Source organism: Alkalihalophilus sp. As8PL (genome assembly GCF_040939795.1).
GTDB classification, from domain to species: Bacteria; Bacillota; Bacilli; order Bacillales; family Bacillaceae_D; genus Alkalihalophilus; species Alkalihalophilus lindianensis.
Map to the genome: position 1 here is coordinate 3327520 of NZ_CP162551.1, position 21656 is coordinate 3349175.

Consider the following 21656-nt stretch of genomic DNA (forward strand, 5'->3'; position numbering starts at 1 on the left):
CATCTAAGGAGGTTTTGCATGGCTTTTGGAATGATTGTTAAAGCTTTAAGTGGTTTTTATTATGTACAAAATGAAGATGGACTGTTTCAATGTAGAGGTCGGGGCAATTTCAGGAAAAGGAAAATTAAGCCGCTTGTAGGAGACAAGGTGGAGTTTGAAGCGGAAAATCGCACAGACGGATACATTCTTGATGTACTTGAAAGAAAGAATGAATTGATCCGTCCTCCGATTGCTAATGTCGATCAAGCGCTACTTGTATTTTCAGCGAAAGAACCTGAATTTAGTTCGTTGTTGCTTGATAAATTTCTTGTTCATATTGAAGCGAATGAGATTGAACCACTCATTATTATTTCAAAATCTGACTTATTAACCGACGATGAGTTAGCATCAATAAAAGTGTATCAAAAGCAATATGAAGCAATTGGATATCCGGTCTTAGTGACAACTGTTGATGATGAAGCGAAAGTGAATGAGATTCTTTCCTATACTGCAAAACATATAACGGTAGTTGCAGGCCAATCTGGAGTTGGGAAGTCTTCATTATTAAATGTATTAAAACCAGAACTTGCGATTGAAACAAACAAAATCTCAGCCCATTTAGGTCGAGGAAAGCATACGACTCGACATGTTGAACTAATACCGATTGGGGATGGACTTATTGCGGATACACCGGGCTTCAGCTCGCTAGACTTTGTCGACATGGAAGTAGAAGATTTATCTCTGTATTTCCCTGAAATGTCTAGCCGTCATGCAAATTGTAAATTTAGAGGTTGCACACATACTTCAGAACCACAATGTGCGATTAAAGAAGCACTCATGCAAGGTGAAATTTATGAGCATCGCTATCAGCATTACCTACAATTCTTAGATGAAATTAAAAATCAAAAGCGGAGGTATTAACGTATGATTAAAATTGCACCGTCTATTTTGTCAGCTAATTTTGCTACACTTGGAGCAGATATTAAAGAAGTAGAAGAAGGGGGAGCTGATTATATCCATGTTGATGTAATGGATGGACATTTTGTTCCTAATATTACGATCGGCCCTTTAGTAGTAGATGCTATTCGCCCTATAACAACTTTGCCATTAGATGTTCACTTAATGATTGAAAATCCTGATCAATATATACCAGCGTTTGCTAAAGCTGGGGCTGATATTATTACGGTTCATGTAGAAGCGTGTCCACACCTACACCGTACGATTCATTTAATTAAAGAGCAAGGTGTTAAAGCGGGTGTTGTTCTTAATCCTCATACTCCGTTTGATGCGATAAAACCGATTGTACAGGACTTAGATATGATTTTATTTATGACAGTAAATCCAGGATTTGGTGGTCAATCCTTTATTCACTCTGTGCTTCCTAAAATAGAGGAGGCGGCTTCTTATGTGAAGCAGCATGGGTTTGATATTGAAATTGAAGTAGATGGTGGAGTTAACCCAGAAACAGCCAAGCTTTGTATAGATGCTGGAGCAAATGTGTTAGTTGCTGGTTCGGCGATTTACAACAAAGAAGATCGTGCGAAAGCCATTGCCGAAATCCGAGGCTTATAATATAGAGGAACGTTAGTCAACCGACTAACGTTTTTCTTTGTTTTGACAAGTATTGTACGAACAATTATCCAGAAGGAAGCATATATGTATATTGTGCATTGTGGCTAGTTAGTTAGAGTAAGGTGACAAACAGACATATCTAGTAAATAAGTGCATATTATAAGGGTAGAAAGACAAGGTTTTAGAAAGGTGGACTGGACTTATCTTATTTCATCCAAGAAAAAATAGGAATAGTTCGTTGCTTGTGAATATACTAGTAGAAAAGAGTATTGTTTTTATCCTTTCTCTATTATCCTGCAAGTCTTGTAATGGAAGGGTGAAGGCAACTTTGCTACACGCCCAATAGGTCGTTGGCTAAGTTTCTTTATCATTATCTCATGGGTTTTCACGTTGAGGAGGAGGAGCTATGAAATTCTACACGATCAAACTGCCCAAATTTTTAGGTGGATTTGTAAGGGCCATGCTGAACTCATTCAAAAAGGGGTAAATACAAAAAAGCACCGTAGCTACGGTGCTTTTTTGTTATGAAATAAGTAAATTATACGCGTTCAACTTTACCAGATTTAAGTGCGCGAGTAGAAACGTATACACGCTTTGGCTTACCATCTACTAAAATACGAACCTTTTGTACGTTTACACCCCAACGGCGTTTTGTTTTATTCAATGCGTGTGAACGCTTGTTGCCGCTTTTTGCTTGTTTTCCAGTAATTGCACATTTACGAGCCATGACCTGCACCTCCTTATAACAATAGCGATGACCACAGAAATCATACTTGACTATAGTAGCACAGCCCCTATATGAATGCAATAGTTACAACGAAAGTTTATCAAGTATTCTTGCTTGACACCCCAAGTGAGCCTCAGATTTTAAAACAACTTTAAAAAACCCTTTGAGTATAGTAAAATGACGATAATGGCCGAAGTCTTGAATTCGAGAAGGAGGAATCATTCATGTCAATTGAAATGAAAACCCAACTAGGTGTTGTCGATGTTTCTAAAGATGTAGTAGCAACGATTGCTGGTGGAGCAGCTGTTGATTGTTACGGGATTGTAGGAATGGCATCACAAAAACAAATTAAAGATGGAATAACAGATTTGTTAGGAAAAGAAAATTTTCGTCGTGGAGTGGTCATTCGTGAGATTGATGAAGACATCCACATTGATATGTACATCATTGTAAGTTATGGTACGAAGATCTCCGAAGTTGCTTATAATGTCCAAACAAAAGTAAAGTATCAGCTAGAACAAATGTTAGGGTTAGATGTTGACTCCGTGAATATTTTTGTTCAAGGCGTCCGCGTTACGAATCCGTAAGGTGTAGTTAGGAGGAGCTTGTTGTGTCAGTAAATTTGATTGAAGGAAAAAAACTTGCCCACATGTTTGTCGAAGGGGCAGCTAATTTATCAAAGCATGTTAAAGTGGTTGATTCACTAAATGTATTCCCTGTTCCAGATGGTGATACGGGAACGAATATGAATTTATCGATTACCTCTGGTGTAAAGGAAGTTAAAACTCAAGTTAGTGATGATGCAGGTAAGGTCGCTGCCTCTTTTGCAAAAGGTCTCCTTATGGGAGCACGTGGGAACTCAGGGGTGATATTATCTCAGTTGTTCCGTGGCTTTTCAAAGGACGTAGAAGGAAAAGAATCGATTAACGCACTTGATTTAGCAAAAGCATTTGAACATGGTGTGGAAACAGCTTATAAAGCTGTTATGAAGCCTGTTGAGGGTACGATTTTAACCGTAGCAAAAGATGCTGCCAAACATGCTGTTAAAGTGGCTAAGCATGAAAAAGACGTTATAGCGTTAATGGATGAAGTACTAAAAGAGGCAAAACAATCCTTAAAGAGAACACCAGACCTACTTCCTGTTTTAAAAGAAGTAGGGGTGGTTGATTCTGGTGGACAAGGCTTAGTGTATATTTATGAAGGCTTCCTAGCAGTCTTAAAAGGAGAGGAGCTATCTGATTCTCTTCCAGAAGAACCGTTAATGGAGGACCTTGTGAAGATTGAGCACCATAATGCACAAAGTCACATGTCTACTGAAGATATCGAATTTGGATATTGTACAGAAGTAATGGTTCGATTTGAAGACGAGAAGTTGTCTGATAACCCATTTGATGAAACAGCGTTTCGTCATGAATTAAGTGAGCACGGAGATTCCCTTTTAGTTGTTTCGGATGAAGATTTACTAAAAGTGCATATTCATGCTGAAGAACCAGGGACGGTCCTAACCAAAGCACAACGCTTCGGAAACTTAATTAATATTAAGATTGAAAATATGCGTGAGCAGCACACACATCTATTAGATGAAACGAAAGCTGTTTATGGATCTGAACAAGCTACTGCTACTAAACCTAAAGAAAAAACTGAATACGGTATTGTAACGGTTTCTATGGGCGATGGGATAGCTCAATTATTTAAAGGATTAGGTGCAAGTGCTGTGATTCAAGGTGGCCAAACGATGAATCCAAGTACAGAGGATATCGTAAAGGCGATTGAAGAAGTAAATGCTGAAAAGGTTATCATCCTACCTAATAATGGGAATATCATCATGGCAGCAGAGCAAGCAGCGCAAGTTGTTGATGCGGATGCAATTGTTGTCCCTTCAAAGACAGTTCCACAAGGTCTGGCAGCTCTTCTATCATTTAACCCAGCACAAGCTCTAGAAGATAATGCTGAAGGTATGAAAGGCGCCATGTCACTGGTTAAAACAGGACAAGTCACATATGCAGTTCGTGATACAAATATCGATGGAATTGACATTAAAAAAGATGATTTCATGGGAATTGCTGAGAAAAAGATCGTTAGCTCAGGTCCTGAAATGGTCGAGGTTACAAAAGAGCTACTTCAAACTTTGATTGAAGAGGATAGTGAAATTATTACCATCCTCCAAGGTGAAGATGCAACAAACAAACAGACGGATGAGCTTGTTGCGTATATTGAAAGTGAGTACCCTGAAGTTGAAGTGGATATCCATTTAGGGAATCAACCACTTTATTCGTATATTTTCTCAGTTGAATAACGTGTGACATGCAGGGAGTGGATAATATGGCGAAAGTAGTAGTCGTAACTGATAGTACCGCTGATATACCAACTGAATTAGTCGAAGAATTAAACATAACGGTTATCCCATTAAATGTAATCTTTGCAGAAAATGAGGTATACCAGGATGGTGTGACTTTAACATCGAAAGAATTCTATGAAAAAATCACGAAGGAAGATCGTATCCCTTCAACCTCACAGCCGACGCCTTATCAATTTGAAGAGTTGTATCGTGAGATCTTAACAGAGGAAGATACAACGATTATTTCCATCCACTTATCCTCAAAAATGAGTGGAACCTATCAGGCAGCAATGATTGCAAAACAGTCATTTGATCAAGCCGAACAATTACATGTGATTGATTCTAAGCGTGCATCATACGCGATTGGAATTATTGTTGTAGAAATTGCTAAAATGGCTCAAGAAGGTAAGTCCACTTCAGAATGTCTTGCTCGTCTTGAATCATTATTAAATGATACTACTGTGTATTTTTTAGTGGATACTCTTGATTTTTTACAGAAAAACGGACGCATCGGTAAGGCCTCAGCGATGCTTGGCTCACTTCTTAAAATTAAGCCAATCCTTAGTTTAACGAAAGAAGGAGAAGTATACCCTTTTGAAAAGGTCCGTGGTCAAAAGAAAGCATTAAGTCGTATTATTGAAACTCTAAAGGGACAATACGGACAAGACCTTGTTCATATTGGTGTGTCTCATGCTGTGAATGAAGATCTTGCCAAAGAAATTCAGACGCGAATGAGTGAAGAATTCAATGTAGCATCAGAAGTGATCACCGATATTGGCGCAGTTATTGGGGCGCATGTCGGTCCAGGGACGGTTGCCCTATCCGTAACCAAAGCCGAATAACATATAAGGATATTCCTACCTACTCCATAGCTAGGTAGGGATATTTTTCTTTTTAACGAGTAGAACATGTCGAGTGCTACTGATGAAAAAGGATGACTTTAGGAGGAATAGCTATGAAGTATCGTACTGTCTTTGATATCATCGGGCCGATTATGATTGGACCTTCTAGTTCACACACTGCTGGTGCAGCGAGAATTGGAAGAGTTGCTAGAACGTTATTTGCAGAAGTACCAGACCGTGCAGATATTTATTTTTATGGATCATTTGCTAAAACCTATCGAGGACACGGTACGGATGTGGCCATTGTTGGTGGAATTCTAGATTTTGATACATTCGATTCTCGGATTACGAATGCGCTTACAATAGCGAAGGAAACAGGTATCGATATTCACTTTCATGAAGAAGAAGCACTAACTGATCACCCCAATACTGCAAAGGTTGTCCTAACAAAAGAAGATAGTAAAATCGAGTTAGTGGGTATATCTATTGGTGGGGGTAAAATTGAAATCATCGAGTTGAACGGGTTTGAACTTAGGTTATCTGGGAATCATCCTGCTATCTTAGTTGTACATAATGATCGTTACGGGGTGATTGCTGGCGTCTCGAACGTTTTAGCTAAGCACGAAATTAATATTGGCCATATGGAAGTCTCCAGAAAAGAAAAAGGGAAAGAAGCTCTCATGGTGATTGAAGTAGATCAAAATGTTGAGGACCCTATTCTAAAGGAGCTTGAAGCATTACCGAATATCGAAAAAGTAACGAAGATTCACGATTAAGGTGTCTATATAAGGAGGAATGAAGATGTTTCGTAATGTAGCTGAGCTTGTCGAGTTAGCAGAATCGCAAGGGATTCCATTATCCGAAGTGATGGTTAGACAAGAGGTTGAAGTGAGTGGCAAGTCAAAAGAAGTGGTCATCAATCAAATGAAAGAAAATCTTAAGGTGATGGAAGCGGCTGTGGAAAGAGGAATTTCTGAAAATGTTCGATCGGTTTCTGGATTAACAGGTGGAGATGCAGTTAAGTTACAAGACTACATTAAAAAGGGGAACTACCTCTCGAGTGATGTCCTTCTTGATGCAGTAAGTAAAGCGGTGGCTACCAATGAAGTCAATGCGGCGATGGGTACGATCTGTGCTACACCGACAGCTGGTGCAGCTGGAGTGGTACCTGGTGTGTTATTTGGTTTAAAAAATAAGTTGAACCCCACAGAAGACGAGATGATTGGTTATTTATTTGTAGCAGGTGCTTTTGGGTTTGTTGTTGCTAATAATGCATCGATTTCAGGAGCAGCGGGTGGGTGTCAAGCGGAAGTTGGTTCTGCAACAGGAATGGCTGCAGCAGCTTTAGTGGAACTAGCGGGAGGCACACCGAGTCAATCAGCAGAAGCTATGGCGATTGCGCTGAAAAATATGCTCGGTCTTGTATGTGATCCTGTAGCAGGATTAGTAGAAGTACCCTGTGTGAAGCGTAATGCAATGGGGGCATCTAATGCGATTGTTGCAGCAGACATGGCCTTAGCAGGTATTACAAGTCGTATTCCTTGTGACGAAGTGATTGATGCTATGTATAAAATTGGCCAAACAATGCCAGAGGCTCTACGCGAAACGGCGCAAGGAGGTTTAGCGGCGACACCTACAGGACGTGAGTTAGAAGCAAAAATATTTGGTGTGTCGCTTGATAAAAAATGAACCAAGCAATGAATTTGCCAGTGACTGAAGTGAAGGGAATTGGTGATGAAACAGCCAAACAAATGGAAGGGATGCGCATCTTTACGGTTGGAGACTTAATTGAGCATTTCCCTTTCCGTTATGAAGATTATCAATTAAAGGATCTTCAAGATGTTGCGCATGATGAAAGAGTGACCATCGTTGGAATCGTTCAAAGTGAACCCTCTATACGTTATTATGGAAAAAAGAAAAATCGCCTGTCCGTTCGACTTCTAGTCAATCAAATTTTGATTACGGTAACTTTTTTTAATCGTGCCTTTTTAAAGAAATATTTTCAAATAGGTCAAGAGGTGACGGTGACTGGGAAGTGGGATCAACATCGGATGACGATAGCAGGAAGTGAATGTCACCCTGGACGAGTAGAGAAAGAGCAAACGGTTGTGCCGATCTATTCTGTTTCTGGAAAATTAACATCAAAATCATTGAAGAAATATATTTACCAAGCGATGCAACAATTTGCGGATGACATTCCTGAACCGCTTCCGCCATCATTTTTAGAAAAGTACAAGCTGCCTTCAAAAAAAGAGGCCATCTATCGCCTTCATTATCCATCTAAAGACGAGGCGACAAAGCATGCAAGAAGAAGAATGGTGTATGAAGAGTTTCTATTCTTTCAACTTAAAATGCAAGCCTATCGAAAAATAAATCGTGAGCAAACGGTTGGAGAAGCATTAAAGCTTGATCGTGGCAAAGTGTCGCAATTTGTAAAGAGGTTGCCTTTCCCACTTACAGGTGCACAAGAGCGTGTAATCGGTGATATTTTAAAGGACATAGAATCTGATTATCGTATGAATCGTCTCCTTCAGGGGGATGTTGGTTCTGGGAAAACAGTAGTAGCAGCCGTATCAATGTATGGAGTGGTGAATGCAGGCAAACAAGCAGCTCTTATGGTTCCAACAGAAATATTAGCCGAACAACATGTTTCTTCCCTTAAACCGTTGCTTGAACCATTTGGCATTCAGGTTGAGTTACTCTCTGGTTCTATAAAAGGCAAGAAGAGAAGAGAAAGATTAGAGAGACTGCAAGCTGGTGAGCTCCATATTGTTGTAGGCACGCACGCTTTAATACAAGATGATGTCATTTTTAATGATTTAGGGTTAGTGATCACAGATGAGCAGCACCGTTTTGGGGTAGAGCAGCGTAGAGTTCTCCGTGATAAAGGAGAACATCCAGATGTTTTATTTATGACAGCGACTCCTATCCCTAGAACGCTCGCCATCTCTGTATTTGGTGATATGGATGTATCTATCATTGATGAGATGCCAGCTGGTCGAAAAGTGATTGAGACCTACTGGGCAAAGCATGATATGTTGGAAAGGGTGCTCACTTTTATTGAAAAAGAATTAAAAGCAGGAAGACAAGCTTATGTGATCTGCCCATTAATTGAGGAATCTGAAAAGCTTGATGTACAAAATGCAATTGATGTACACATGATTTTGCAACAGCATTTTCAAGGCAAGTTTGCCGTTGGGCTGATGCATGGTAGGCTTCATTCAAGTGAAAAAGATGAAGTGATGGAAGCATTTAGTCAAAATCAAACGCAAGTATTGGTTTCAACAACAGTCGTTGAGGTCGGTGTAAATGTTCCAAATGCAACCGTTATGGTCATCTATGATGCCGAGAGGTTTGGACTTGCTCAACTTCACCAATTAAGAGGTCGAGTTGGCCGTGGTGAGGCCCAATCCTACTGTATTTTGTTGGCTGACCCTAAATCAGAAGTTGGGAAAGAGCGGATGAGAATTATGACGGAAACAAATGATGGTTTCGTCTTATCTGAAAGAGATCTCGAACTCCGTGGACCGGGTGATTTCTTTGGCGCTAAACAAAGTGGACTTCCTGATTTTAAAGTAGCAGATGTCGTTCATGATTACCGAGCACTTGAAGTGGCGAGAGGAGATGCAGCCGAAATCGTTAATCAACCTAACTTTTGGGAAGAGCCTTCATTCTACTACTTCCGAAAATATTTAGAACAATCGGGCGTCTTTGATGGTCAAAAGCTTGATTAACTATTGAAATTGCAAAGCGTCAATTATATACTACTCTTAGTACCTAGTCATATAAAAGATCAGATTAGTAACCAATGAGGTTGCGAACGTCACATCGTTCTCTTTTTGAAAGTAGAATCAAAAGTGGTGGTTGCAGCTAGGTAAAGGGTGGTAGTGCTTTTTATGAAACGACGTAAAAAAGAACGCCAATCAATTTTACAAGAAACGCTAGCTAGTAATCCTTTCATGACCGATGAAGAGCTTGCCAAGCGTTTCTCTGTAAGTATCCAAACGATTAGGCTTGATCGGATGGAACTTGCAATCCCTGAACTTAGAGAAAGAATTAAAGATGTTGCTAAGCAGCAACTAGATGATGTGAGGGCATTACAACCTGATGAAGTAATAGGGGAGATTGTTGACTTACAATTAGATGAGCGAGCGATCTCTATATTAGATATCCAATCAGAACATGTCTTTACTCGTTCAGGCATTGCAAGAGGCCATCATTTATTTGCACAAGCGAATTCGCTTGCTGTTGCCATTATTGACGATCCATTAGCATTAACCCAAAGTGCAACCATACGGTTTACAAGACAAGTAAAAGCAGAAGAAAGAGTGATAGCCAAAGCTCGAGTCATTGGAAATGAACTGGATCGCACCCATGTGGAGGTCGAAAGTTTTGTTGAACAAGAGCTCGTCTTCTCGGGTGAATTTGTGATGTACCGCAATAATGATGTTTCAGTAACGAAGTAAAAAGGAGAATGCGGAATGAAAATTGCGATTGATGCCATGGGTGGAGACAATGCGCCTAAAGCACAAGTATTGGCAGCGCAGCAAGCAGTTAAAGCTTTCTCAGATGTAGAGATAACTCTCGTAGGGGATGAAGCTAAAATTGTTCCTTATCTTAAAAACGATACGAACATTACTGTTTTACATACAACTGAAAAGATTGAAGACACGGACCAACCTACTACAGCTGTCAGACGAAAAAAAGAGGCATCAATGGTTTTGGCGGTGCGCGAAGTAAGAGAAAGTCGTGCAGATGCAAGTATTTCTGCTGGAAATACTGGAGCGTTAATGACAGCTGGACTTTTACATGTCGGTCGTATTAAAGGTATCGATCGCCCTGCCCTATCACCAATGCTACCTACACTTGATGGGAATGGCTTTTTGTTACTTGATGTCGGAGCGAATATGGATGCAAAGCCTGAACAATTGCTTCAGTATGCAATTATAGGTAATACATATATGGAAAAAGTTCAAAAGGTTACAAAGCCTCGAATTGGATTATTAAATGTGGGCACTGAGGCCGGAAAAGGAAATGATTTGACGAAAGAAGCTTTTCCGATGCTCGAATCGGCCGGTTTTAATTTTATAGGTAATGTTGAAGCTCGTGATTTAATGAACGGTGTAGCAGATGTTGTCGTATGTGACGGGTTTGCAGGGAATCTTGTCTTAAAGACGATTGAAGGAACCGCAGGAACTTTATTTTCTTTGTTGAAACAAGAATTAACGAAATCTGTTAAGAATAAACTTGCAGCTGGTATGCTTAAATCAAGCTTTAAAGATATTAAGAGTCAATTAAGTTATTCTGAATACGGTGGTGCGGGCCTATATGGCTTAAAGGCGCCCGTTATTAAAGCGCATGGTTCATCTGATGAAGTCGCTATCTTTCATGCGATTAGACAAGCGCGTGAAATGGTTGAGCAACAAGTAACAGTGATTATTGAAAAAGAAGTGTCAAAGTTAAAATCAGAGTAGACGTTCACTCGTAATAAGTAGAAGCAGGAGGAAGCTTATGAGGAAAATTGCTTTTTTATTTCCAGGTCAAGGTTCACAAGCAGTAGGAATGGGAGTAGACTTAGTAGAAACAGAAGCTGCATGCAAAGAGATTTTCACACGTGCAGATCAGAGATTAGGGTATTCCCTATCAGAAATCATGGCTAATGGCCCTGAAGAGAAACTTCGTCGTACTGAGCATACTCAACCAGCTCTTGTTACGATGAGTGTGGCCGTTTTAGAGTTATTAAAAGAAGCAAACATCTCACCTGATTATGTCGCAGGACATAGTTTAGGCGAATATAGCGCACTGGTTGCTGCTCGTGCTCTTTCTTTTGAGGATGCAGTTTATGCAGTTCGTAATCGTGGGTTGTTCATGGAAGAAGCTGTGCCATTTGGAGAAGGAGCAATGGCTGCGGTACTTGGTATGACCGTAGAAGCATTAGAGGAAGTGTGCAAGGAGGTTCAATCACAAGGACATGTTGCAGAACTTGCAAACTTGAATTGTCCGGGGCAAATTGTTATCTCAGGTTCAAGTGAGGGGGTATCACTTGCTAGTGAGCTTGCTAAAGAAAAGGGAGCTAAACGTGTTATTCCTCTTCAAGTAAGTGGACCGTTTCATTCCTCATTAATGAAACCAGCTGCGGATAAATTAGCTGCGATCCTTGATGAGCTTACGATCTCAGATGCATCCATTCCAGTTATTTCCAATGTGACAGCAAAGGAACAAACAAATGCCGATGAGATTAAAGTTAAATTAGTAGAACAAGTCTATTCTACAGTGAGATGGGAAGAGACAATTCGTACATTATTAGATCAAGGTGTCGATACATTTATCGAAGTTGGTTCAGGAAATGTGCTTACTGGACTAGTGAAAAAAGTAAATCGCCGCTCACAAGCGTTTGCAGTAAATGATCGTGAAAGCTTGCATAAGGTGATTGAAAAACTAGAAGGAGTGACAGAATGATGCTACAAGGAAAAGTTGCCGTGGTAACCGGTGCTTCAAGAGGAATTGGAAAGGCTATTGCGCTTGAGCTTGCTCGTAACGGCGCTCATGTTGTTGTCAATTATGCAGGTAGTGTCGAACGTGCAGAGGGAGTTGTGGCCTCTTGTAAAGAACTTGGGGTAGATGCTCTAGCAATACAAGCGGATGTTGCCAATTCAGAAAGTGTACAAGCGATGATCAAAGAGACGATTGAGGCTTTTGGTCGCGTTGATATTTTAGTGAATAACGCTGGTATCACACGTGATAACTTATTGATGAGAATGAAGGAAGAAGACTGGGATGTAGTCATTAATACGAACCTTAAAGGTGTATTTAATTGCTCTAAAGCCGTAACACGTCAGATGATGAAGCAACGGTATGGTCGGATTATCAATGTGGCATCTGTTGTGGGGATTCTTGGGAATGCAGGCCAAGCAAATTACGTTGCTGCTAAAGCGGGTGTCATTGGTTTGACGAAAACGATGGCACGTGAGCTTGCTAATCGTAACATTTTAGTAAACGCAGTCGCTCCAGGCTTTATCACAACAGATATGACAGATGAATTAACGGATGAAATGAAAGCTCAGATGCTGGGACAAATCCCACTTGGTTCACTAGGTAAGCCAGAACATATTGCATCAGTTGTTCGTTTCTTAGCGACTGACGATGCCGCGTATATGACTGGTCAAACATTAAATGTCGATGGTGGAATGGTCATGCAGTAAAGGGAGAAGGATTTTTCGGTATTGACATATCCACATGTTACCGTTAAAATTCATCTAGCTTTTAACAACTACTTGAGAGGGGGTGAACGTACATGGCAGATACATTATCACGTGTAACCGCGATCGTTGTTGATCGTTTAGGTGTGGAGGAAGCAGACGTAAAACCTGCAGCTTCTTTCAAAGATGATTTAGGGGCAGATTCATTAGATGTTGTGGAGCTTGTAATGGAGCTTGAAGATGAGTTTGATCTAGAAATTTCTGATGAAGAAGCAGAGAAAATTTCGACTGTTGCTGATGTCGTTGATTACATAAACAGCCGTCAGTAAGTGGTGAGGAGGGGCTGGGACATATCTAAGAGGTTTAACTCAGGATACGAACGAAGCGCTAAATGAGCGGATGAAATATACGTAGACCTCCTGCGGGATGAAAAGCAGAGGTGAGACCCCACAGTGCGTAGCACGAGGAGGCTCACCAGCTTCCCGCGGAAAGCGAAGTATAATTCAGGAGCGGTCTACATAGACCGCATCATTAATGTTCGATTTTCCATAAGTTAAAATACTTTTGTCCCAGCCTCTTGCTTTACAAAAGCAGGGGAAGACCTGTATATATAGCAAATTTTCAAAGTGTTGGAGGTCAACATGCCGCAATCTTCTAAGAACCATCGTAAACCGAGATCAAATTATTATGACCGTAGGCGCCATAATCGTCGCCTCACATTGACCGAAGAACAAAAAAAACAGTTTGATGAATTACTCGAAACAATAGATTTGACTTTTGAAAACCGTAAGTTATTAATCCAAGCATTTACTCATTCATCCTATGTGAATGAGCACCGTATCTACTCGTTTCAGGATAACGAGCGACTTGAATTTTTAGGAGACGCAGTTCTTGAACTGGCTGTTTCACAATTTCTATATAAAAAGTTTAGTTCTATGAGTGAAGGAGAAATGACGAAACTCCGTGCTTCAATCGTTTGTGAACCATCACTTGCTCGCTTTGCAGAAGACCTTGATTTTGGCAAATTGGTCTTGCTAGGCAAGGGTGAAGAGATGACAGGTGGTCGTGCAAGACCTGCACTTCTAGCGGACGTATTTGAATCATTTATTGGAGCTCTTTATCTAGATCAAGGAATTGAATCTGTTTATAAATTTTTGAGTCAAACGATGTATCCTAAAATTAACGATGGTGCTTTTTCTCATATGATGGATTTTAAAAGTCAATTGCAAGAATTTATTCAACGGGATAATCTTGGTCAAATCCAATATGTGATTGTTCAAGAAATAGGTCCTGCTCATAATCGTGAATTCGTTTCAGAGGTCCAACTGAATGAACAGACATTAGGTGTGGGCTCTGGTCGGTCTAAAAAAGAAGCGGAGCAACATGCCGCACAACAAGCATTGGTTAAGTTAAGTAAGAAGTCTGATGCGTAAACAAAAAACGTACCAACTCCTAAGTGGGTTGGTACGTTTTTTGTATTTTAACGCTTTCTCATTTTACCAAGTTCTGAAACAATCGCATCAAGTTCACTTACAGAGAAGGAATCTTTTTTGATGATCATTTCATAAATATCTCGCAAGTCTTCGTATTGATCAGTATCAAAACTTTTTGCATTCAGGGCCCCTGCGTTTACTATTTGGAGTTTACGCTTAATTTCTTCAATCATAAATTCAATATTATCACGGCTAGTCGTTGATAAGTCCATGCATACACCTCATCTGAAATAGTAGTCAATTCATATCGTATCACATGACTGAACATTTGTCCCATCGCGTTTGATCGTTTGTCTGCAGGGTTAAGGCTGTAGAAGAAACGACGGATGTATTCGTGTAGCTATTATGTTAAAATAGGAAAGTTGTTAAACTAGGTTAGGGGGAAGGATTATGTTCCTCAAACGACTAGAGGTCGTAGGATTTAAATCATTTGCAGAACAGATGAATATTGAATTTGTCCCAGGGGTTACAGCTGTTGTTGGCCCAAATGGGAGTGGGAAAAGTAACATTTCAGATGCGGTTCGATGGGTCTTAGGTGAACAATCTGCAAAATCGTTACGTGGGTCAAAAATGGAGGACATCATTTTTGCCGGAAGTGACTCACGTAAGCGTCTTAATTATGCAGAAGTATCGCTAATTCTAGACAATGAAGATCAGCATCTTTCGATTGATTATAGTGAAGTAAGTGTCACAAGACGAGTGTACCGTTCAGGTGAGAGTGAGTACTTAATTAATAAACAATCATGCAGACTAAAAGACATCATCGATCTATTTTTAGATTCTGGACTTGGTCGTGAAGCCTATTCCATTATCGGTCAAGGAAAAGTAGAGGAAATTTTAAGTAGTAAGGCCGAAGATCGTCGTGTGATCTTTGAAGAGGCTGCAGGGGTACTTAAATATAAGACGCGAAAAGTTAAAGCTGAAAAAAGGTTGAACGAGACACAGGAGAATTTAATTCGGGTAGAAGATATTTTGCATGAGTTAAAAGCTCAAGTAGAACCTCTTCAAATTCAAGCCTCCATTGCAAGGGATTACTTAGAGAAAAAAGAAGAACTAAAAGAAGTTGAAATTGCATTAATGGTTAATGAAATTGAAGAGCTTAACCAAGAATGGAATAAAGAAAAAGACAAATTACAAGGTCTTCATCAAGAACATGAAAAAAGACATCATAAACTCATTGAAATGGAAAATGAGTTGCAGACGTTACGCACACGTTCAAAGCAATTGGACGAAGAATTGAACAAAGCTCAAGGAGAGTTACTTGAGGTTAGTGAAGAGCTTGAGAAGAATGAAGGGAAAAGAGAAGTATTAAAAGAACGTAAGAAAAATGCTTTTCAAAATAAAGAGCAATTAGAAAAGTCGATTCTACGAGCTCGCGGGCAAAAAGAAACACTTGAATTAGAGTTGCAAGAAAAGCAAGTGAAAGTAAAGCAAGCTAAAGCGGGCGTTCAGGCTTTATACGAACAAATTAAAACGAATGAAAAAAAGTTAAAACTAACTGAAGTCAATGTTGAAGAAGAGCTTGACCGTCTAAAGTCCGATTACATTGAAGTATTAAATGAACAAGCATCCATTCGAAATGAACGCAATTACCTACTAGAACAAAAACGTCAACAATCGGTTAAGCAAACAAGACTAGTCGAAGAAAACGAAGATCTACTAACAAGTAGAGAACAAATGGCTAAAAAGCAAGAAGAAGCTCACAAAATCTTTTTAGAAAAAGAAGCAGAGCTTGAGAAAAATGTAGGACAATTTCGTAATTCTCAAACGAAATTAGAACAACTAAAAGCACGCTATCAAAAAAGAGAAGCAAAATTATATGAAGCCTATCAGCTTTTACAAAAAATGCAATCACGGGCAGAAGTGCTAGAAGAAATGCAAGCAGATTTCTCTGGATTCTTTCATGGTGTAAAGGAAATCTTAAAAGCTAGAGATCATAAGCTTGAAGGAATTGTCGGTGCTGTTGCAGAATTAACGGTGGTGCCAAAGCAATATGAAACGGCTTTAGAAATCGCGCTTGGTGCAGCTTCTCAACATATTGTCGTTCAAAGTGAGCAACATGCAAGGGGAGCTATTGCTTTTTTGAAGCAGAACCGATTAGGGCGAGCAACATTTTTGCCTTTACCTGTTATGAAGGAAAGGCAAATACCTGATCATTTGCTTCACTCCTTATCGCAACAATCAAGCTTTATAGGTGTGGCCTCAGATCTTCTTTCCTATGATTCACAATATGAGCGACTCTTCTCCCAACTCCTTGGACAAGTGATCATCGCACGCGATCTTGAAGGAGCTAACGCTTTAGCACGTTTAGCTAATCACAGATACCGTGTCGTTACACTTGAAGGGGATGTCGTCAACCCTGGTGGTTCGATGACCGGAGGAAGCATAAAGCAGAAGCAAACGCCGCTGTTAGGTCGTAAGCGAGAGCTAGAAGAGTTAACCGAGAAGCTTTCTAAGCTGAAAGAAACAGTCTATTCTCTTGAAAAAGAAGTGAAGAATACGAAGGTTGAGTTGACGAACGTAGAAGAAGAGATGGAGCAGTTTCGTGCATCCGGGGAAGAGGCGAGGTTGGCTTATCAAAATGCGAAGAGCTTCTTAAGAGAACTTGAGCTTGAAGCAAATAGCATGGAAGATCGATTTAACCGCTATGATCGTGAACAATCTAGTTTCACTTCTGAGGTTGAGAAGATGGATGAACGCCTTCGTGAACTCTCTGATAATGAGGCGTTAATGAAAAAGAAAGTTGTGGAGCTCGAAAATCAAATGAAAGAGCTTGAACAAAGGCAAAAAGAACAGCAGCTTTCAAAAGAGACGATTGCAATCGAGTTAAATAAAGCGAAAATTGAATATGCAGCCGTAAATGAACGTTATCTTGCCCAAAAAATTCAAACTGAACAAGTGGAAGATCGGTTTAAAGAGCTAGATATTGAGATCGTTGATTTAGAAGATCAATTGAACCTTCTGTTGATTGAAGCGACTGACCGTACGGATGGAGAAGATACGATATCAAGTCGAATTGATCACAACAAACAGCGTAAAGAAGTCATCGCGTCTAAGCTGACTCATTTGAAAAAAGAGCGGGTTGAAATAGACGATGCTTATATCGAACTTGAATCCACCATTAAAATGCAGCAAGGTGAACATCGATTAATTGCTGATGAATGTCGTCAACTTGAAGTGCGAGTAAACCGCTTAGATGTAGAATTAGATAGTCGATTGAACCACTTGAGAAATGAATATGAACTATCGTTTGAAGCGGCTCGTGCATCCTTTACCTTAACAATCGAAGCCAAACAAGCGCGTACGAAAGTCAAGTTGATCAAACTAGCGATTGAAGAGCTTGGGTCGGTGAACATTGGTGCGATTGATGAATATGAGCGTGTTCGAGAGCGCTATGACTTTTTGATAGAGCAACAATCTGATCTTACAGAAGCCAAAGCGACGTTACATGAAGTCATTACTGAAATGGACGTTGAGATGACTAAGCGTTTCGAAGAGACTTATCTTATGATTCAAAAAGAGTTTAAAGGTGTATTTAAAGAGTTATTTGGTGGCGGAGAAGCGGATCTTGTGTTGACCCATGCAGATGACCTTCTGCAGACTGGAGTCGAAATCATGGTCCGACCACCTGGGAAGAAGTTACAACACTTAGGTCTTCTCTCGGGAGGGGAACGTGCTTTAACGGCGATTGCTTTGTTATTTGCGATCCTTAAAGTTCGTCCTGTGCCGTTCTGTGTGTTAGATGAAGTGGAAGCGGCGCTTGATGAAGCAAATGTGAGTCGCTTTGCCAACTATTTAAAAGATTTTAGTGACTCCACTCAATTTATTGTGATTACTCATCGAAAAGGTACAATGGAAGAAGCCGATGTGTTATATGGTGTTACAATGCAAGAATCTGGAGTATCTAGACTTGTTTCAGTAAGACTAGAAGAAACGAAACAATTAATGGAAACCTAGGAGGTAGGTTATGAGCTTTTTTAAGAAACTAAAAGAAAAGTTAACGACCCAAACAACAGATGTAACTGATAAGTTTAAAACAGGTCTTGAGAAAACACGTGATTCATTTTCGACAAAAATGAATGAACTTGTCTATCGTTACCGCAAAGTGGATGAGGAATTTTTCGAAGAACTTGAAGATATATTAATTGGAGCAGATGTAGGCGTAAACACAGTTATGACGCTTATTGATGACTTGAAAGATGAGGTTAGACTCCGTAACATCAAAGATACAAAGGATATTCAACCTGTTATCTCTGAGAAATTAGCAGAACTTCTTCAAAAAAAAGAGAATGATGCGACGCTTAATATTCAAGTAGATGGCTTAACAGTTATTTTAGTAGTAGGTGTGAACGGGGTAGGGAAAACGACGACAATCGGAAAGTTAGCCAATCACTTAAAACAAGATGGTAAGTCCGTTATGCTAGCTGCAGGAGACACATTCCGTGCTGGGGCCATTCAACAGCTTGAAGTATGGGGCGAACGTGTTGGGGTTGATGTAATTAAGCAGCAAGAAGGTTCGGATCCTGCTGCTGTTATGTACGATGCCCTCAAAGCCGCTAAGTCAAGACAGGTTGACGTATTAATTTGTGATACTGCAGGCCGCTTACAAAATAAAGTGAATCTTATGAACGAACTTGAGAAAGTGAAGCGTGTGATCGAGAGAGAAGTACCCTCAGCTCCTCATGAAGTCCTACTCGTGCTAGACGCTACCACGGGGCAAAATGCAATGAGCCAAGCTAAAACGTTTGGAAAAAGCACAGATGTTTCAGGGATTGTCTTAACAAAGCTTGATGGCACAGCAAAAGGGGGAATCGTACTTGCCATCCGTCGCGAGCTAGATATACCGGTGAAGTTTGTTGGTCTTGGAGAGAAAGTAGATGACCTTCAACCTTTCCAAGCAGATCAATTTGTCTATGGTTTGTTTAAGGATATTCTTGAAGAACAAGAAGATCAGATTGAATCATAAATGATGAGTAATGTTACGCGCTTCAATGTGTGAATGGATAGTGATTTAACTTTGTTAAGAAAAAAACTTGACACGTAAATGCCTATCCTGTAAGATATTATCTTGTAAAGGGAAATCACTTAACAAGGAGTTGATCGGTGTGCTAGACAAAACACTTCGAATGAATTATCTATTCGACTTTTATCAGTCACTATTGACACCTAAACAACGAAAATACATGTCATTGTATTACCTTGATGATTTTTCTTTAGGTGAAATTGCCGAAGAGTTTGAAGTTAGTCGCCAAGCTGTTTATGATAATATTAAGCGCACGGAAGCGATGCTAGAGGAGTATGAAGTAAAGTTGTCTTTACTCGTGAAGTTTGAACAACGTCAAGAGATATTGAACAACTTGAGAGCAGGAATCCAAAGCGACGCAACTCCTGAAGAGATCATAGACCACATTCAATCTCTTGAGAAATTGGACTAGGAGGCGACAACATGGCATTTGAAAGTTTAGCTGAACGACTGCAAGATACATTAACAAAGATTCGCGGAAAAGGAAAGGTAAGTGAACAAGACGTTAAAGAAATGATGCGTGAAGTTCGTTTAGCCCTATTAGAAGCGGATGTTAACTTTAAAGTTGTTAAGCAATTTATCGCCAGTGTGAAAGAAAAAGCACTTGGTCAAGAAGTAATGAAAAGTCTTACCCCAGGTCAACAGGTCATTAAAGTAGTTAACGAAGAATTAACAGCTTTAATGGGTGGAGAGCAAAGCAAAATTGCTGTTGCCAATAAGCCACCAACTGTCGTGATGATGGTCGGTTTGCAAGGTGCTGGTAAAACAACAACTACTGCAAAGCTTGCCAATCACTTGCGCAAAAAGCACAATCGAAAGCCAATGCTTGTAGCAGCCGATATATATAGACCAGCCGCCATTCAACAACTAGAAACATTAGGAAAGCAATTGAACATGCCTGTTTTTTCACTCGGTGACCAAGTAAGTCCCGTTGAAATTGCCAAACAAGCAATCGCTAAGGCAAAAGAAGATCATCATGATTATGTGTTGATTGATACAGCCGGACGTCTTCATATTGATGAGGAGTTGATGGGTGAGCTTAGAGATGTAAAAGAAATGGCTAAACCTGATGAGATTTTACTTGTTGTTGATGCTATGACGGGTCAAGATGCTGTAAATGTGGCTGAGAGCTTTAATGAGCAATTAGATGTAACCGGTGTTGTGTTAACGAAGTTAGATGGTGACACACGTGGTGGTGCAGCTATATCAGTTAAAGCTGTTACCAATACCCCGATTAAATTTGCGGGTATGGGTGAGAAGATTGATCAGCTTGAACCATTCTATCCTGATCGTATGGCTGGAAGAATCCTTGGAATGGGTGATATGTTAACCCTTATTGAAAAGGCTCAGTCAAATGTTGATGAAGAGAAAGCGCGTGAGCTTGAGAAGAAAATGCGAACGATGGATTTTACGTTCGATGACTTCCTTGAACAGCTTGATCAAGTGAAAAGCATGGGTCCACTTGATGAAATTCTCAATATGATGCCGGGTATGAACAAAGCTAAAGGACTAAAGGATCTTAAAGTTGATGATAAACAACTTGTCAGAGTTGAAGCGATTGTTCGATCAATGACGAAAGCAGAAAAGAAAGATCCAAGTCTTATGAATGCAAGTCGTCGCCGTCGTATTGCAAAAGGCAGTGGCACGACCATTCAAGATGTTAATCGTTTGCTGAAACAGTTTGAAGATATGAAGAAAATGATGAAGCAAATGACGAACATGACATCAGGTAAAGGCAAGAAAAAAGGCAAAGGCCTTGGAGGCTTAAAGCTTCCGTTCTAAAGAGGAAATCGTTTTTTTTAGACTGTAAAGGAAATTCCCTTGAAATCTAAGAAAATTGATGATATTATATACCATTGTGTTAACTATTTTTGGAGGTGTCTAACGAATGGCAGTAAAAATTCGTTTAAAACGTATGGGTTCAAAGAAAAGCCCATTTTATCGTGTAGTAGTAGCAGATTCTCGCGCACCGCGTGATGGTCGTTTCATCGAAGAGATTGGAACGTACAACCCATTAACTCAACCAGCTAAAGTTGATCTTAAAGAAGATAAGGCTGTTGACTGGATGTTAAAAGGTGCTAAACCTTCTGACACAGTTCGTAACCTATTCTCTAAAGCTGGGTTAATGGAAAAGCTTCACAACGCTAAGAATCAAAAATAATTCTTCTAGAAAAGGGAGAATGTGATGAAGTCTTTAGTTGAACACATTGCAAAAGCACTTGTTGATGAGCCCGAAGAAGTTCGTGTAACAGAGCAGCAAGATGGAGATACGATTTGCTTGAAACTTTCCGTTCATCCTAGTGATGTTGGCAAAGTTATCGGTAAGCAAGGTCGGACAGCAAAAGCAATGCGCTCGCTTGTCTACGCAGCGGCTGTGCCGATGCAAAAGCGAGTAAGATTAGACATCGTCGATTAAACATCATGAAACAAAAAGGGTGAGGGCAACCTCTCCTTTTTTGTTTATCTATCACTTTTTAGATAGG

23 protein-coding genes are annotated in these 21656 nt (G+C 40.0%); 21 read left to right on the forward strand and 2 right to left on the reverse strand.

Annotated elements, in window-relative coordinates:
• Window positions 1–18: 18 nt before the first annotated feature.
• From rsgA to spoVM, 3 genes are all read left to right on the forward strand, one after another.
• On the forward strand, window positions 19–900 hold the full coding sequence (gene rsgA, locus AB3N04_RS18305; protein ID WP_368504026.1) for a ribosome small subunit-dependent GTPase A: 882 nt from the start codon (window positions 19–21) through the stop codon (window positions 898–900).
• Window positions 901–903: 3 nt separating this feature from the next.
• Complete coding sequence (gene rpe / locus AB3N04_RS18310) at window positions 904–1551, forward strand: ribulose-phosphate 3-epimerase (RefSeq protein ID WP_368504027.1); 648 nt, start codon at window positions 904–906, stop codon at window positions 1549–1551.
• A gap of 406 nt (window positions 1552–1957) precedes the next feature.
• Window positions 1958–2038 carry a stage V sporulation protein SpoVM gene (gene spoVM / locus AB3N04_RS18315; RefSeq protein ID WP_022628207.1) on the forward strand — a complete coding sequence of 27 codons (81 nt, stop codon included), beginning with the start codon at window positions 1958–1960 and terminating at the stop codon, window positions 2036–2038.
• A 51-nt stretch (window positions 2039–2089) separates the two neighbouring features.
• Here spoVM and rpmB read toward each other — a convergent pair whose 3' ends face one another.
• A complete protein-coding gene (gene rpmB / locus AB3N04_RS18320) occupies window positions 2090–2278 on the reverse strand; it encodes a 50S ribosomal protein L28 (protein WP_012959433.1) in 189 nt (62 codons plus the stop codon).
• 224 nt (window positions 2279–2502) lie between these two features.
• Between rpmB and AB3N04_RS18325 the strand changes: the two genes are divergently transcribed.
• The 12 genes from AB3N04_RS18325 to rnc all read left to right on the forward strand — a co-directional run bounded on the left by AB3N04_RS18325 (window position 2503) and on the right by rnc (window position 14090).
• Window positions 2503–2865, forward strand: coding sequence for an Asp23/Gls24 family envelope stress response protein (locus AB3N04_RS18325; RefSeq protein ID WP_317122572.1), 363 nt, complete (start codon window positions 2503–2505; stop codon window positions 2863–2865).
• A gap of 23 nt (window positions 2866–2888) precedes the next feature.
• Window positions 2889–4574 (forward strand): DAK2 domain-containing protein, encoded by a 1686-nt coding sequence (locus AB3N04_RS18330; protein ID WP_368504028.1) that lies wholly within the window; start codon window positions 2889–2891, stop codon window positions 4572–4574.
• Between the two features lie 26 nt (window positions 4575–4600).
• Entirely contained in the window at window positions 4601–5458 is an 858-nt protein-coding gene (locus AB3N04_RS18335) for a DegV family protein (protein ID WP_368504029.1), read from the forward strand.
• A gap of 113 nt (window positions 5459–5571) precedes the next feature.
• Window positions 5572–6234, forward strand: coding sequence for an L-serine ammonia-lyase, iron-sulfur-dependent subunit beta (gene sdaAB / locus AB3N04_RS18340; RefSeq protein WP_317122575.1), 663 nt, complete (start codon window positions 5572–5574; stop codon window positions 6232–6234).
• Between the two features lie 25 nt (window positions 6235–6259).
• Window positions 6260–7147 (forward strand): L-serine ammonia-lyase, iron-sulfur-dependent, subunit alpha, encoded by an 888-nt coding sequence (gene sdaAA / locus AB3N04_RS18345; RefSeq protein WP_317122576.1) that lies wholly within the window; start codon window positions 6260–6262, stop codon window positions 7145–7147.
• Window positions 7144–9192: an ATP-dependent DNA helicase RecG gene (gene recG / locus AB3N04_RS18350; protein ID WP_368504030.1), complete on the forward strand. Its 2049-nt coding sequence runs from the start codon at window positions 7144–7146 to the stop codon at window positions 9190–9192. Before sdaAA ends, recG begins: the two co-directional genes overlap by 4 nt.
• Before the next feature lie 162 nt (window positions 9193–9354).
• A complete protein-coding gene (gene fapR / locus AB3N04_RS18355) occupies window positions 9355–9924 on the forward strand; it encodes a transcription factor FapR (protein ID WP_368504031.1) in 570 nt (189 codons plus the stop codon).
• A 15-nt stretch (window positions 9925–9939) separates the two neighbouring features.
• Window positions 9940–10932 carry a phosphate acyltransferase PlsX gene (plsX, locus tag AB3N04_RS18360; RefSeq protein ID WP_368504032.1) on the forward strand — a complete coding sequence of 331 codons (993 nt, stop codon included), beginning with the start codon at window positions 9940–9942 and terminating at the stop codon, window positions 10930–10932.
• 37 nt (window positions 10933–10969) lie between these two features.
• Window positions 10970–11917 (forward strand): ACP S-malonyltransferase, encoded by a 948-nt coding sequence (gene fabD / locus AB3N04_RS18365; protein ID WP_368504033.1) that lies wholly within the window; start codon window positions 10970–10972, stop codon window positions 11915–11917.
• Entirely contained in the window at window positions 11917–12660 is a 744-nt protein-coding gene (gene fabG, locus AB3N04_RS18370) for a 3-oxoacyl-[acyl-carrier-protein] reductase (protein WP_368506097.1), read from the forward strand. The genes fabD and fabG overlap by 1 nt, the downstream gene beginning before the upstream one ends.
• A 92-nt stretch (window positions 12661–12752) precedes the next feature.
• A complete protein-coding gene (gene acpP, locus AB3N04_RS18375) occupies window positions 12753–12986 on the forward strand; it encodes an acyl carrier protein (RefSeq protein WP_047973553.1) in 234 nt (77 codons plus the stop codon).
• A gap of 312 nt (window positions 12987–13298) precedes the next feature.
• Window positions 13299–14090: a ribonuclease III gene (rnc, locus tag AB3N04_RS18380; protein ID WP_368504034.1), complete on the forward strand. Its 792-nt coding sequence runs from the start codon at window positions 13299–13301 to the stop codon at window positions 14088–14090.
• Between the two features lie 47 nt (window positions 14091–14137).
• Here rnc and AB3N04_RS18385 read toward each other — a convergent pair whose 3' ends face one another.
• On the reverse strand, window positions 14138–14362 hold the full coding sequence (locus AB3N04_RS18385) for a DUF1128 domain-containing protein (RefSeq protein WP_047973554.1): 225 nt from the start codon (window positions 14360–14362) through the stop codon (window positions 14138–14140).
• A 178-nt stretch (window positions 14363–14540) separates the two neighbouring features.
• On the opposite strand from AB3N04_RS18385, the gene smc reads away from it, so the two are divergent.
• The 6 genes from smc (at window position 14541) to AB3N04_RS18415 (ending at window position 21589) form a co-directional block, all read left to right on the forward strand.
• Window positions 14541–18107, forward strand: coding sequence for a chromosome segregation protein SMC (gene smc / locus AB3N04_RS18390; protein WP_368504035.1), 3567 nt, complete (start codon window positions 14541–14543; stop codon window positions 18105–18107).
• A 10-nt stretch (window positions 18108–18117) separates the two neighbouring features.
• Window positions 18118–19116: a signal recognition particle-docking protein FtsY gene (gene ftsY / locus AB3N04_RS18395; protein WP_368504036.1), complete on the forward strand. Its 999-nt coding sequence runs from the start codon at window positions 18118–18120 to the stop codon at window positions 19114–19116.
• A 139-nt stretch (window positions 19117–19255) separates the two neighbouring features.
• Window positions 19256–19585 (forward strand): putative DNA-binding protein, encoded by a 330-nt coding sequence (locus AB3N04_RS18400; protein WP_317122584.1) that lies wholly within the window; start codon window positions 19256–19258, stop codon window positions 19583–19585.
• Window positions 19586–19596: 11 nt separating this feature from the next.
• A complete protein-coding gene (gene ffh / locus AB3N04_RS18405; RefSeq protein ID WP_317122585.1) occupies window positions 19597–20955 on the forward strand; it encodes a signal recognition particle protein in 1359 nt (452 codons plus the stop codon).
• A gap of 106 nt (window positions 20956–21061) precedes the next feature.
• The gene (rpsP, locus tag AB3N04_RS18410) at window positions 21062–21334 is read left to right on the forward strand and encodes a 30S ribosomal protein S16 (protein WP_317122586.1); all 273 of its coding nucleotides are present in this window, start codon (window positions 21062–21064) and stop codon (window positions 21332–21334) included.
• A gap of 24 nt (window positions 21335–21358) precedes the next feature.
• A complete protein-coding gene (locus tag AB3N04_RS18415) occupies window positions 21359–21589 on the forward strand; it encodes a KH domain-containing protein (RefSeq protein ID WP_317122587.1) in 231 nt (76 codons plus the stop codon).
• Window positions 21590–21656: the final 67 nt, after the last annotated feature.

Excerpts from the sequence above, each read along its gene's own strand:
- rsgA (WP_368504026.1), top strand. The coding sequence starts at position 19 with ATGGCTTTTGGAATGATTGTTAAAGCTTTAAGTGGTTTTTATTATGTA.
- rpe (WP_368504027.1), top strand. The coding sequence starts at position 904 with ATGATTAAAATTGCACCGTCTATTTTGTCAGCTAATTTTGCTACACTT.
- spoVM (WP_022628207.1), top strand. The coding sequence starts at position 1,958 with ATGAAATTCTACACGATCAAACTGCCCAAATTTTTAGGTGGATTTGTA.
- rpmB (WP_012959433.1), bottom strand. The coding sequence starts at position 2,278 with ATGGCTCGTAAATGTGCAATTACTGGAAAACAAGCAAAAAGCGGCAAC.
- AB3N04_RS18325 (WP_317122572.1), top strand. The coding sequence starts at position 2,503 with ATGTCAATTGAAATGAAAACCCAACTAGGTGTTGTCGATGTTTCTAAA.
- AB3N04_RS18335 (WP_368504029.1), top strand. The coding sequence starts at position 4,601 with ATGGCGAAAGTAGTAGTCGTAACTGATAGTACCGCTGATATACCAACT.
- sdaAB (WP_317122575.1), top strand. The coding sequence starts at position 5,572 with ATGAAGTATCGTACTGTCTTTGATATCATCGGGCCGATTATGATTGGA.
- sdaAA (WP_317122576.1), top strand. The coding sequence starts at position 6,260 with ATGTTTCGTAATGTAGCTGAGCTTGTCGAGTTAGCAGAATCGCAAGGG.
- recG (WP_368504030.1), top strand. The coding sequence starts at position 7,144 with ATGAACCAAGCAATGAATTTGCCAGTGACTGAAGTGAAGGGAATTGGT.
- fapR (WP_368504031.1), top strand. The coding sequence starts at position 9,355 with ATGAAACGACGTAAAAAAGAACGCCAATCAATTTTACAAGAAACGCTA.
- plsX (WP_368504032.1), top strand. The coding sequence starts at position 9,940 with ATGAAAATTGCGATTGATGCCATGGGTGGAGACAATGCGCCTAAAGCA.
- fabD (WP_368504033.1), top strand. The coding sequence starts at position 10,970 with ATGAGGAAAATTGCTTTTTTATTTCCAGGTCAAGGTTCACAAGCAGTA.
- fabG (WP_368506097.1), top strand. The coding sequence starts at position 11,917 with ATGCTACAAGGAAAAGTTGCCGTGGTAACCGGTGCTTCAAGAGGAATT.
- acpP (WP_047973553.1), top strand. The coding sequence starts at position 12,753 with ATGGCAGATACATTATCACGTGTAACCGCGATCGTTGTTGATCGTTTA.
- rnc (WP_368504034.1), top strand. The coding sequence starts at position 13,299 with ATGCCGCAATCTTCTAAGAACCATCGTAAACCGAGATCAAATTATTAT.
- AB3N04_RS18385 (WP_047973554.1), bottom strand. The coding sequence starts at position 14,362 with ATGGACTTATCAACGACTAGCCGTGATAATATTGAATTTATGATTGAA.
- smc (WP_368504035.1), top strand. The coding sequence starts at position 14,541 with ATGTTCCTCAAACGACTAGAGGTCGTAGGATTTAAATCATTTGCAGAA.
- ftsY (WP_368504036.1), top strand. The coding sequence starts at position 18,118 with ATGAGCTTTTTTAAGAAACTAAAAGAAAAGTTAACGACCCAAACAACA.
- ffh (WP_317122585.1), top strand. The coding sequence starts at position 19,597 with ATGGCATTTGAAAGTTTAGCTGAACGACTGCAAGATACATTAACAAAG.
- rpsP (WP_317122586.1), top strand. The coding sequence starts at position 21,062 with ATGGCAGTAAAAATTCGTTTAAAACGTATGGGTTCAAAGAAAAGCCCA.
- AB3N04_RS18415 (WP_317122587.1), top strand. The coding sequence starts at position 21,359 with ATGAAGTCTTTAGTTGAACACATTGCAAAAGCACTTGTTGATGAGCCC.